General features: G+C 74.0%; 7 protein-coding genes. 2 read left to right on the top strand and 5 right to left on the bottom strand.

Annotated features, from left to right (window positions below; all coding sequences use genetic code 11):
- Positions 1-9: 9 nt before the first annotated feature.
- The 3 genes from WHI96_RS16585 to WHI96_RS16575 form a co-directional block, all read right to left on the bottom strand.
- A complete protein-coding gene (locus tag WHI96_RS16585; protein WP_345646116.1) occupies positions 10-846 on the bottom strand; it encodes a methyltransferase domain-containing protein in 837 nt (278 codons plus the stop codon).
- Positions 843-1,694 (bottom strand): glycine/sarcosine N-methyltransferase, encoded by an 852-nt coding sequence (locus tag WHI96_RS16580; RefSeq protein WP_345646119.1) that lies wholly within the window; start codon positions 1,692-1,694, stop codon positions 843-845. Before WHI96_RS16580 ends, WHI96_RS16585 begins: the two co-directional genes overlap by 4 nt.
- Before the next feature lie 340 nt (positions 1,695-2,034).
- Positions 2,035-3,240, bottom strand: a complete 1,206-nt coding sequence (locus WHI96_RS16575) for an acetyl-CoA hydrolase/transferase C-terminal domain-containing protein (protein ID WP_345646121.1) — start codon at positions 3,238-3,240, stop codon at positions 2,035-2,037.
- Positions 3,241-3,275: 35 nt separating this feature from the next.
- On the opposite strand from WHI96_RS16575, the gene WHI96_RS16570 reads away from it, so the two are divergent.
- Both WHI96_RS16570 and WHI96_RS16565 read left to right on the top strand, forming a co-directional pair.
- Positions 3,276-4,265, top strand: coding sequence for a glutathione S-transferase family protein (locus WHI96_RS16570; protein WP_345646124.1), 990 nt, complete (start codon positions 3,276-3,278; stop codon positions 4,263-4,265).
- Positions 4,266-4,390: 125 nt separating this feature from the next.
- Positions 4,391-5,578 carry a glycoside hydrolase family 3 N-terminal domain-containing protein gene (locus WHI96_RS16565; RefSeq protein WP_425571613.1) on the top strand — a complete coding sequence of 396 codons (1,188 nt, stop codon included), beginning with the start codon at positions 4,391-4,393 and terminating at the stop codon, positions 5,576-5,578.
- A 69-nt stretch (positions 5,579-5,647) separates the two neighbouring features.
- Here the strand turns inward: WHI96_RS16565 and WHI96_RS16560 are convergent, their stop codons facing one another.
- Both WHI96_RS16560 and WHI96_RS16555 read right to left on the bottom strand, forming a co-directional pair.
- On the bottom strand, positions 5,648-6,415 hold the full coding sequence (locus WHI96_RS16560; protein WP_345646129.1) for a beta-ketoacyl-ACP reductase: 768 nt from the start codon (positions 6,413-6,415) through the stop codon (positions 5,648-5,650).
- Positions 6,412-12,033: an ATP-binding protein gene (locus WHI96_RS16555; RefSeq protein WP_345646132.1), complete on the bottom strand. Its 5,622-nt coding sequence runs from the start codon at positions 12,031-12,033 to the stop codon at positions 6,412-6,414. Before WHI96_RS16555 ends, WHI96_RS16560 begins: the two co-directional genes overlap by 4 nt.
- Between the last annotated feature and the right edge of the window lie 76 nt (positions 12,034-12,109).

Below are 12,109 nucleotides of genomic sequence, written 5' to 3'. Positions count from 1 at the left end.
AGCCCGTCCTCAGGCCCGGACCGCGTGCACGATCCCCCAGGTGAGCTTGCCGGCGCGGCCACCGTCCACCCAGTGCTGCAGGCCCGCCTTCATCGCCGTCAGGTAGGGCCCCGAGATCGACGACGACAGCTCCTCCTCGTGCGCCACCAGCTCCTCGCGCACCCGGCGGTAGTGGGTCGCGAGGTGCTCGGCGTGGTCGAGGAACCGGACCCCGGTGAAGCCCCGCCGCTCCAGGCCGTCGGTGTAGAAGCCGGGCGTGGCCATCGTGGACAGTGCGATGCGGTCGAGGATCGGCTGGATCGAGGACTGGTCGAGCCCGTCGACGGCCATCGGGTCGGTGAACACCACCTGCCCGCCGGGGCGGAGCACCCGGGCGACCTCGTCCAGCACGGTGTCGCGGGAGCCGGAGTGCAGGAACGCGTCCTGCGACCACACCAGGTCGACCGAGGCGTCCTCGACCGGCACGTCCTCGTAGCTGCCGGTGGTCACCTCGACCCGACCGGCCAGGCCCTGCTCCCGGGTCATCCGCTCGTTGCGGGCGTTCTCCACCGGGGAGAGGTTGAGGCAGTGCACCGTGGCCCCGTGTGCGGCCGCCAGCCGGCGGGCCGCGCCGCCGTAGCCCGCCCCGAGGTCGAGCACCCGGGTGCCGGGGCCGACCCCGGCGACCTCGGCCATCCGGGTCACGGTGCGGGCGCTGGCGACCGAGATCAGCTCGTCCGGTGCGTCGTAGACGCCGACGTGGATGTCCTCGCCGCCCCAGACCCGGGAGTAGAAGGTGTCGGCGTCGTCGGAGTCGTAGTAGGACCGGGCGGTGTGCTCGGCGGTGTCCTGGGTCGTCCGTGTCACTCGGCGTCCTCCTGGTCGAGGTATGCCTTCTCGGCGATGTGCACGAAGAAGTCGGGCTCGTCGTCGGCGTAGGTCGACTGGAAGTCGCCGTAGGTGTCGACCCGCTGGAACCCGACCTCGTGCATGAGGCGGCGGGTGTAGTCCTTGCGCAGGGGGAACATGTTCAGGTGGTACTGGGACCCGTCGGGGAACCGGTAGCGGAACCGGGCGAGACCGTCGTCGACGTACTCCGGCTCGGCGACGACGTCGTCGCCGCAGTAGTAGTACCGGTGCGTCGAGGTGAAGCCGTTGTCCAGGATCGCGTCGTAGTTGCGCTGGTCCAGGATCAGCACGCCGTCGTGGGAGAGCATCGCGTAGAACTCGGCGAGCGCCTTGCGGCGGTCCCGCTCGGAGAACAGGTGGGTGAACGAGTTCCCGAGACAGATGATCGCGTCGTACTCGCCGTGCACGTCCCGGTTGAGCCACCGCCAGTCGGCCTGCACGACGCGCAGCACGTGCCCGCCGAACTTCATCCCGTTGTCGAAGGCCTTCGCCAGCATCTCGGCGCTGCCGTCGGCGGACACGACGGTCTCGAAGCCCTCCTCCAGCAGCCGGACGGAGTGGAAGCCGGTGCCGGTCGCCACGTCGAGCACGCTGGTGACGCCGCGCGTGCGGAGCTGGTCGACGAAGAACCGCCCCTCGCTGGCGTAGCGGGCCCGCCAGTCGATCAGCTCGTCCCACTTGTCGACGAACGTCTGCACGTACTCGTGCTTGTAGTGGGTGGACTCGCGGACCTCGGTGGGCGCGTCGCCGAACTCCTGCACGGTGCTGGCGGGCCCCCGGAGCCCGCTGCGGTGGTCTGCCGTCATGGGGCGCGCCTCCTCGGCGCTCGGGTGCGGGACGGTCCTGACCGTAGGTGCCCCCGCGGCCCCTGTCCGCTCACCCAGGGTGAGCCTGGAACGGCCGCCGGAGTTGTGTTATGCGCAACTCAGCCGGTCATCCGGGGATTTTCCGGGCGGCGGCGAGCGGGCCCGGGCGGTGACCGGCGGCGCGCGGGCCCACCAGTGACGTCATGTGGTCGTCACACGTCGTGGGTCCGGAGTGGACGTCGCGGCGCGGCCGTCCGGCCGGCGGCGGCCCGCGGCCGGGACGTCGGCGATCCGTTCACCCCGGGTGATCTGTGGTTCCGGTCACACCGTGGATCGGAGTTCATCCGTCCGGCGTAACGGCGCCGTCCCACAGGGCGCTCAGCGCGCGTCGCCGCTCCCCGCGGCCGAGCCCCCGCAGGTCCGCCGTACCCCGTTCGGTGACGACCACGTCGACGTCGTACGACGGCGTCGTCACCGGTCCGCCCAGCCGCTCCACCAGGGTCGGGCGGCCCCGATGCGCGCAGGCCAGCGCGATCACCGACAGCCCCGGCCCGCGGGCCGCGGCGGCGGCGAAGTCCGGGTGCCCGCCGATCATCCCGGTCGCCGAGCCGGCGACTCCCTCCACGTTGACCTGGCCGTCCCGGTCGATCTCCAGCGCGGTGTTCAGCGCGACCAGCGGCCCCGGGTCCGTGCTGAGCCGGGACACGTCGTGGGTGTGCTCGACCGGCCGGACCGTGCCGCAGCCGGCCCGGCCCAGCCGGTCGGCCCAGTCGTAGAGCCGGGGGCTGCCGTAGAGCGCCGTCGACGACGGTGTCCCGCGCAGCAGCCCGCGCTCGTCCAGGTCGACGACCGCGTCGGCGAGCAGCCCGGAGTCCACCGCGACCGGCACGTCCAGGGCCTCGACGAGTGCCGCGGCCAGCCGCCCGGGGCCGAACTGGATCCGCGCCCCCGCCGGGACGAGGCCCGCGACCGCGGCGGCCACCGCCCGGTCGGCGTCGCGCGGCGCGGGGGTGGCGACGGTGTGCGGGGCCCCGTCCGGTCCGTCGACCTCACCGAGCACCGCCACTCCGGCCAGCGGGGGACCGGCGTCGGCGTGCGGCGCGGAGCGGGACACGACCGCCGCGACCGGGACCCCGGCGTCGTACAGGCCGCGCATCCAGGAGGCCTCCGCGCCGAACCGCAGGTCACCGCGGTCGTCGCGGACGACGGTCGCCAGCAGCAGGTCCGGGCGCAGCGGGCCGGCCAGCAGCGCGGGCGTCGCCGAGAGCCGGGCCGGGACCCGGTGCGCGCGCCCGGACTCGATCAGCGCCCGCGCTCCCGGCCCCCCGACGACGGTGCGGATGTCGGCGAACGCGTCCGGCTCGAGGTCCGGGGCCGGGCCGGGCACCCAGCCCAGCACGAGCCGCACACCCCCGGCCCGGGCCGCGACCGCCGAGAGCGGGCGGGCGAGCGCGTAGGGGAGCCCGCAGCTGTCGGCCAGCGCCACCCGGGAACCCGGCGCGACCAGCTCGGACAGACCGCGTGCGAGGTCACCGTCGACGCCCATGCGCCCATCCGACCACAGGGCTAGCGTTGGCGGGCATGGGGACCGACCAGGACAGCGGTGAGTTCGTACGGGAGGCGCTCGGGGTGGCCGAGCGGATCACGGCCGACGGGTCGTCGCCGTGGCCGGTCGAGGCGGGCCGCTACCGCCTCGTCGGCGCACGCGCCTGCCCCTGGGCGAACCGGGTGATCATCACCCGGCGGCTGCTCGGGCTGGAGGACGCGATCTCGATGGGCATCGCGGGCCCGCTGCACGACGAGCGCAGCTGGCGCTTCCACCTCGCCCCGGGGAACGTCGACCCCGTGCTCGGCATCGAGTACCTGCGCGAGGCCTACGAGAAGGCCGTCCCCGGCTACGACGAGGGCGTCACCGTGCCCGCGATGGTCGAGGTCGCCTCGGGCAAGGTCGTCACCAACGAGTACGCGCTGCTGGAGCGCGACCTGTCCACCCAGTGGCGGGGGCTCCACCGCGACGGCGCCCCGGACCTGTGGACCGACCCGGAGGCGATCGACGAGATCGGGGAGGGGATCTTCCACGACGTCAACAACGGCGTCTACAAGTGCGGGTTCGCCTCGTCCCAGCGCGCCTACGACCGCGCCTACGACGCCCTGTGGTCCCGGATGGACGAGCTGTCCGAGCACCTGTCGACGCGCCGCTACCTGGTCGGTGACTCGATCACCCAGGCCGACATCCGGCTGTGGGTGACCCTGGTCCGCTTCGACGCCGCCTACCACGGCCACTTCAAGGCCAACCGGCACAAGCTCACGGAGCTGCCCGTGCTGTGGGCCTACGCCCGGGACCTGTTCCAGACCCCCGGCTTCGGCGACACCATCGACTTCGATCAGGTCAAGCAGCACTACTACGGCGTGCACGTGTCGGTGAACCCGACCGGGATCGTCCCGAAGGGGCCCGACACCGCGGGCTGGACGACCGCGCACGGCCGCGCGGAGCTGGGCGGACGCCCGTTCGGCGACGGCACCCCGCCCGGCCCGCCGCCGGAGTCCGAGCGGGTCCCCGCGATCGGCTGAGCCCCGCATCCGGAGGAGCGGGTCGAGCCGGGGGAGCCGGTGACCGCGGCGCGGCGGGGGCGCCGGGCCGGGGAGGGCCTGTCACGATGGTCGCGATGCGAGCGCCTGGACGACCCCACCCCGTGATCCGGCAGCGACGCCGTCGCGGCACCGGACTGCTCACCGCCGCCGTCGTGGGCGCGCTGACGGCGGGGCTCGTCGCCGTCGCCGGGCCCCGGCTCACCGCGAACAGCACCGACGCCGCCCCGCCGGGCGCACAGCCGCAGGCGGCGCCGGCGGCACAGCCGGCGCCGGACCCGGACACCTGCGCCCCGATGGTGGCGGCGCTGTCCCCGCGCGACCGGCTCGCCCAGCGCCTCATGGTCGGGGTGGACGCCGCCGACCCGGCCGGCGCCACCGCGATCGTGCGGGACTCGCAGGTCGGCGGGGTGTTCCTCGGCGGCAACGCGACCGCGCTGCTGCAGGACGACCGGCTCGCGGCGCTGCAGAAGGCGTCCCGCACGCCGCTCGCCGTCGCCGTCGACGAGGAGGGCGGCCGGGTCCAGCGCATCGACGAGCTCGACGGCGACGTCCCCAGCGCCCGGCAGATGGCCGCGTCCGACAGCCCCGAGCAGGTCGCCGGGATCGCCCGTGAGCGCGCCGGGCAGCTGAGGGCCCGCGGCGTGACCTGGAACCTCGCGCCGTCGGTGGACGTCTCCGACCAGCCGCGCGCCGCCGTCGTCGGGGACCGCTCGTTCTCCGACGACCCGGCCACCGTCACCCGCTACGCCGCGGCCTGGGCCGAGGGGCAGCAGGCCGGCGGGGTGTTCGGCGTCCTCAAGCACTTCCCCGGCCACGGGCACAGCTCCGGCGACTCGCACAAGGGTTCGGTGAGCACACCGCCGCTGGACCGGTTGCGTGCCGATGACCTCCGGCCCTACGCCGACCTCGTCGGACCGGGGAAGCCGCTCGACGGGCGGGTCGGGGTCATGCTCGGCCACCTCGACGTCCCGGGTCTGACCACCGACGTGCCCACCAGCATCGCCCCGGCCGCCTACCGGCTGCTGCGCGAGGACTACCGGTTCGACGGCCTCGCCATGACCGACGACCTCGGAGCGATGAAGGCGATCACCGACCGCTTCGGGCTCGCCGAGGCCACCACCCGGGCCCTGGCCGCCGGCGCGGACATGGCCCTGTTCTCCAACGTCACCCCGGTCGCCCCGCTGCTCGACGCGGCGGAGAAGGCGCTGACCGACGGACGGATCACGGTGCAGGCCAACGACACCGCCGTCGCGCGGGTGCTGGCGGCCAAGGGGCTCTGCAGCCGCGGCTGAGCGCACCCGCGGAAGGCACGAGGGCCCCGCACGACACCGTGCGAGGCCCTCGGCCGGAGAGAACGACGGTCAGGACGCCATGTCCAGCCCGCCGTTCACGCTGATCACCGAACCGGTCACGTAGCCGGCGCGGTCGTCGACGAGGAACTGCACGGCGCGGGCGATCTCGTCGGCCTGGCCGAGGCGGCCGACCGGGATCTTCGAGACGATCTTCTCGAGCACCTTCTCCGGCACCGCGGCGACCATCTCGGTCTCGATGAAGCCGGGGGCGACACAGTTGACGGTGACGCCCTTGCGGGCGACCTCCTGCGCCAGCGACTTCGAGAAGCCGATCAGGCCGGCCTTCGACGAGGCGTAGTTGGCCTGTCCCATCGCGCCGGTCTGGCCGATCACCGAGGAGATGTTCACGATCCGGCCGAACTCGTTGTCGGTCATGTGCTCCAGCACGGCCTTGGCCATGTAGAACGCGCCGGACAGGTTGATCCGCAGCACGGCGTGCCAGTCGTCGACGGTCAGCTTGCGGACGGTCTTGTCGACGGTGATGCCGGCGTTGTTGATCAGGTAGTCGACGCGGCCCCGCTGCTCCAGGACCTCGTTGACGACCCGCTGGCAGTCCTCGGGCGAGCCGACGTTGCCCTGGTGCACCGAGACCGACGCGCCCTCGGCCTCCAGCTTGCCCTTCAGCTCGTCGGCGGCCCGGGAGTTCGACGAGTAGCCGGCGGCCACGTGCACCCCGGCGCGGGCCAGGGTGGTGGTGATCGCGGCGCCGATCCCGCGCGCACCGCCGGTCACGATGGCGACGCGCTGCTCCGGGTGGGTGTCGGTGATCGCGGTCATGCATGTCCTCCAAGGGTGTCGAGAGTGCGCTTCATTCCCCGCTGCACCGCGTCGGCCAGGTACGGCCGGAGCTGGTCGGCGGAGACGATCCGGTGCACCGAGCCGACGGACTGCGCCCGCTCGATGGAGTGCTTGGTGTCGAACTCGTCCGCGACCTGGCCGAGCTTCTCGGAGCGGACGTCGGGGCGGAGGGTGGCGAGGTCGCCGCGCAGCCGTGCCGCCGTCGCCTCGTCGCCGTCGGTGACGGCCTGCTTGATCCGGGTCTCCAGGCCGGTGACCCGCTCGTCCTTGGCGGTGCGGTCGTTGACCTCGCCGGCGAACACGACGGCCGCGGCGGGCGCCCCGCCGAGCACGGAGGCGTAGGAGCCGGTGATCGCGGCGACCTCCATGTTGTCGTTCAGTGTCCCGGAGAACACGACGAACGCGCCGCCGTGGTAGCGGGAGACCACGCAGAACACGATCGGGCCGTCGAAGTTGACGATGGCCCGGCCGATCTCGGCGCCGTTCTCCAGCTGCAGGCCGCGCAGCGACTCCGGCGAGCCGTCGAACCCGGACAGGTTCGCCAGCACGACCAGCGGCCGGTTGCCCGACGCGGCGTTGATGGCCCGCGCGCACTTGCGCGACGAGCGCGGGAACAGGGTCCCGGCGGTGAACTGCGACGGCCCGTCGACCGGGCGCGGCCCGCGCCGCGGCAGCGGCCGCGACTCGATGCCGATCATCGCGACCGGCTGGCCGCCGAGGTGGGCGTCGAGCGCGACGACCGAGTCGGCGTCGTGCATGTCGGCCCACCGCTCCGACGTCGGGTGGTCGGCGTCGGCGACGCCGCGCAGCACCGAGCGGATGTCGAACGGCTTCTTCCGCTCCCGGTTGGTCTCCGGCGCCCAGATCTCGCCGAGCGTGGTGAAGTCGCAGTTCGGCCCGGAGTGCGGCGCCGTGGTGACGTCGCGGGAGACCGGGTCGGTGGTCGGCGCGGGCCGCGGGAACCGCTCACCCGGCTGGGTCCAGGTGTGGGCGTAGTGCGCCAGCAGCACGCCCACGGCGCCGCCCAGGTCCGGCGCCCAGTACTGCGCCTGCCCGTTCGGGCCCATGATCCGGTCGTAGCCGCCGATGCCGAAGTTGTCCTCGGCCGAGACACCGCCGGAGAAGTCCAGCGAGTGCTTGCCGGTCAGCACCATGGCCGAGTCCGGCGTCATCACCAGGATGCCCTTGGTGTGCATGAGCATCGTCGCCTCGGCGTTCCAGTAGGGCTGGGCGCCGACGTTGATGCCGGTGACGACGACGTTGAGCTCCCCGCCGTCCTGGGTGAACTCGATGATCCCGCGCAGCACCCGGGAGATCCAGTCCATGTTCTCCGTGCCGGAGTCCATCGCGATCTTCGCGCCGGCCGAGACGGCGAACCACTCGATCGGCACGTCCAGCTCGCGGGCCAGGTGGATCGCGGCCATCACGCGGCGGCACTCCGGCTCGGCGATCGCGCCGAGCGCCCGGGTCGGGTCGCCGAGCAGCACGACCCGCTTCATCCCGTCCGGGTAGCGCCGGGTCGGCACCGAGACGACGCCGAGCACCAGGTTGGCGCTGTTGCCGCCGGGCGCGCGGTCGACCGGCACCGGCAGCGCCGGGTCGGCCGGGTCGACGAGGTCGTACTCCTGCCAGGTGCCCGGGCCGGCGTCGACCGGGGCGGTGAGCAGCGGGACGATCTCGTACGGGTAGACGGCGCCGCGGCGACGGGCCTTGAGCACCTTCTGGTCGTAGGCGTCGAGCTCGCGCATCGGCTCGGTCGGGGGCTGGTCGAGCTTGACCGTGAGCCCAGCGCCGGGCGGGCGCGACATGCGCAGCAGCATCGAGCGCGGACCGCCCTGGCCGCCGGTGACCTGCGGATCGGCGGTGCGGAACTCGACGAGAACCTGCTCCAGACCGAGGTTGGCCGTGCGCGGCGCGAGCCGGCGGACCACCGAGTCCAGCTCGGCGAGCGGGACGTCGACCTCCGGCCACACGTAGAGCGCGATCCGGTTCCACGACATCCGGGCCAGGGTGCGGTCCCCGGCGCGGGCGGCACGCAGCGAGTTGATGCAGGCGTCGAGGGCGCGCTCGAACTGCGGCAGCGAGCGGACCTTCCCGGTCTCCTCGTCGCGCAGCACGGTCAGCTCGCGGACGTCGGCCATCGCGACCAGCCGGTCGTCGGCGGTGACCTCGCGGCCGGTGGCCCGGAACAGGTGCACGTCGGTGGCGGCGGGCAGGCGGTGCAGCTCGAAGTTGCGGAAGCGCCACAGCCGCAGCCGGTCCGCGACCAGCGGGTGCATGCCCCGCAGCGTGCGGTCCTCGACCAGCTCGCCGGTCTCGTCGGGCCGGAAGGTGAACCAGGTCGGCGGCTCGGCCTCGTCGCTCGCCGCACCCGCGGCACGCGGGTTCGGGCGGACGGCGACGGCGACCCGGTGCAGGTGCGCGGGCACCTTCCCCAGCGCGGCGCGGACGCGCTCGGCGCGGGCGTCGGGGTCACCGCCGTCGTCGGCCTTGGTCGAGGTGACGTAGAGGTCGACGAGTGCGGTGCGGTCCCCGTCGAGTTCGCCGACGCGGCGGCGCAGCTCGTCGGACACGGCCTGCGCGGCGGCCGGGTCGTTGTTGTCGATCACCGAGGCGAAGACCGTGCGGTCCCGGCCCAGGTGCTGGTAGCGGGCGGTCAGCAGCGGCTTGCCCGCGTGCTCGACGAGCTCCAGGTCGCGCAGCACCCGCACCCGGTAGTAGCGCCGGGTCATGACCTCGAGCAGCACGGCGTCGTGCCGCTCCCCGAACACGCCCAGGATCGGCTCCGAGGACCCGACGAGGATGTCGATCCGGCGGGCCCGGTCCGCGGTCTCCGGGTCCGCGGCGAGCACGTCCAGGCTCTCCCGGACCTCGGCCAGCGCCCGGTCCCGCTCGGCGGCGACGACCGGGGCGTCGAACGCCCGGTAGCGGGCCAGCCGCGCGGTGTCCCCGACGACGGGGTGCCGCAGCTGGGTGGCGACGACGACCTCGTCGAGGGTGCGCAGGTAGTCCTCGCGCGCCGCGGGGGACAGGTTCGCGACCGACTCCGGGTGGCGCAGCCGCCAGTTCAGCAGGTCCAGCACGACCGGCACCTGCTGCGGCGCGCGCCGGTGGGCCAGGAACATCCGGTACAGCGCGGGTCCCAGGTCGTCGGCGCGGCCGGCCCCGCCGTCGATCTCGGTGACGCCGTAGTGGGCCAGCGCCCGGCGCAGCTTGGCCCGGAACGACTCGGGCAGGCCCTCGTCGTCGGCGTCGCGGGAGCGCAGGTAGGCGTAGAGGTACTCCTGCGGGTTGCGCTCGGTCTCGCCGGTCTCGTCGTCGGTCTCGGACCGGTTGCGCGAGAGCTGGCACAGGTCGGCGAAGATCTGCAGGACGGCGGTCTCCCCGGCCAGCACGGCCGGGTCGTCGGCGGCCAGCTGCTCGCGGGCGCCGGCGAGGCGGCGCAGCTGCGGGCGGGCCTGGCGCTCGTCGACGTCGAAGCCCAGCACCTGGAAGCGCAGCGCGGACAGGGCGTCGGCCGCGGTCGCGGCGGCGTCGGTGTCGGCGCCGGACGCGGCGAACGCGGACAGGTCGGCGCGCTCCCCGCTGGGGCCTGCTGCGTCCGCGTCGGCCGACGGTTCCAGCCGCACGAGCTTCGTGCCGCCGTCGACCTGGGTGTTGGCCGGGACGAGGATCTCGGCGACGATGCCGGCGAACGGCGCCCGCAGCGAGGTCTCCAGCTTCATCGACTCGACGATGGCGAGGGTGTCGCCCTCGGCGACGGTCTGGCCCGCGGTGACGGGCAGCGCGACGACCATCGCCGGGGCGGGGGCGCGGACGATGCCCGCCTCGCCGCCGGAGATGCGGTGCACGGCGCCGTCGACCTCGACGAGGTAGTCCGCCTCCTGCGCGACCGACAGCACGGTCCAGGACAGGTCGCCGACGGTGAGCCGGCGCTCGTAGGCGCCGTTGCGCTCGACGTCGACGTCGACCGACACCCCGTCCAGCTCGACGGTGTAGCGGCCGGCGCGGGTGCGGGCGACCGTGAGCTTGTAGGACTGCCCGGCGACGGTGACGTCGGTCTGGTGCCAGGTCTCGTAGCCCACCTCGGGCCGGCCGGCCTCGGCGGAGCGGAACAGCCGGTCCTGCTGGCGGGCGACGTGGCCGTCGTGGCTCTGCACGGCGGTGGCGAGCAGCGCGACGTCCAGGCGGCGCGGCGGGGCGTAGCCGTCGGCCATCATCCCGTCGAGCCAGGTGGTCTGCAGCTCGCCCGAGCGGAACTCGTCGCGGTCGAGCAGGTCCAGCAGGAACGCCTTGTTCGTGGAGCCGCCGTCGATCACCGCGGAGGTCTGGCGCAGCGCACGGGAGAGCCGGGCGCGGGCCTCGTCGCGGTCGCGGCCCCAGGCGATCACCTTGGCGATCATGGAGTCGAACTGCGGCGGGATGACGTCGCCCGCGGCGACGCCGGTGTCGACCCGGATGCCCGGGCCGGACGGCAGCGCGAGGTGCTCGATGCGTCCCGGCGCGGGCGCGAACTCGCGCTCCGGGTCCTCGGCGGTCAGCCGGGCCTCGATCGCCCAGCCCCGGGCCACCGGGACCTGGCGTGCGACCTCGGCGAGCGTGCCGCCCGCGGCGACGTGCAGCTGGAGCTTCACGATGTCGATGCCGGTGCACGCCTCGGTGACCGGGTGCTCGACCTGCAGCCGGGTGTTGACCTCGAGGAAGGAGAGCAGCTTCTCCTCGGGCTGGTACAGGAACTCGACGGTGCCCGCGTTGACGTAGCCCGCGGCGCGGGCCAGGTCGGCGGCCGCGGCGCGCAGCTGCGCCTCCTGCTCGGCGTCCAGCGCGGTGGAGGCCGACTCCTCGATCACCTTCTGGTTGCGGCGCTGCACCGAGCAGTCGCGCACGCCGAGGGTCCAGACGTCGCCGGTGGCGTCGGCGACCACCTGCACCTCGACGTGCCGCCCGCCCGACACCGCCCGCTCCAGGAAGACGGTCGCGTCACCGGCGGTCCGCGACGCCTCCGACGCGGCCCGCTCGAACGCCTCGTCCAGCTGCTCGGGACCGGCGACGAACCGGATGCCGCGCCCGCCGCCGCCGGCGGTCGCCTTGACCATCAGCGGGTAGCCGATGGACTCGCCCGCCTTGCGCGCCTCGTCCAGGTCCGCGACCGGGCCGCCCGACCACGGCGCCATCGGCACGCCGACCGACTCGGCCAGCTGCTTGGAGGCGATCTTGTCCCCGAGCCGGCGCATCACCTCGGCCGACGGGCCGACGAAGGTGATCCCCAGCCGCTCGCACAGCTCGACGAAGTCGGCCTTCTCCGAGACGAAGCCCCAGCCCGGCCAGACCGCGTCGGCGCGGGTGGCGCGCAGCGCGCGCTCCAGCTCGGCGTGGTCGAGGTAGGGGCTGGCGCCCATGTGGTCCGGGTCGTCCGGCCCGATCAGGACGGCCTCGTCGGCCTCGCGGACGTACATCGACCGCCGGTCGACGGCGGTGTGCAGCGCGATCGTGCGCAGGCGGTGGTCGGGCCCGTTCTGGGCGTTCCACTCACGGACGGCGTTGATCAACCGCATGGCAGGTTCGCCGCGGTTGACGATGGCGATGCGCGAGAACATGGCTGGGCTTCACTGCTCCTACGGGTGCGACGACGAGATGGCGGCGGGGGTGCCGCATCGACATCGTCGTCGTGCG

This window comes from Pseudonocardia tropica, assembly GCF_040105315.1.
GTDB lineage: Bacteria > Actinomycetota > Actinomycetes > Mycobacteriales > Pseudonocardiaceae > Pseudonocardia > Pseudonocardia alni.
The sequence above is the reverse complement of the archived record's forward strand: the minus strand, read 5'-3'. Positions and strand labels throughout refer to the sequence as shown.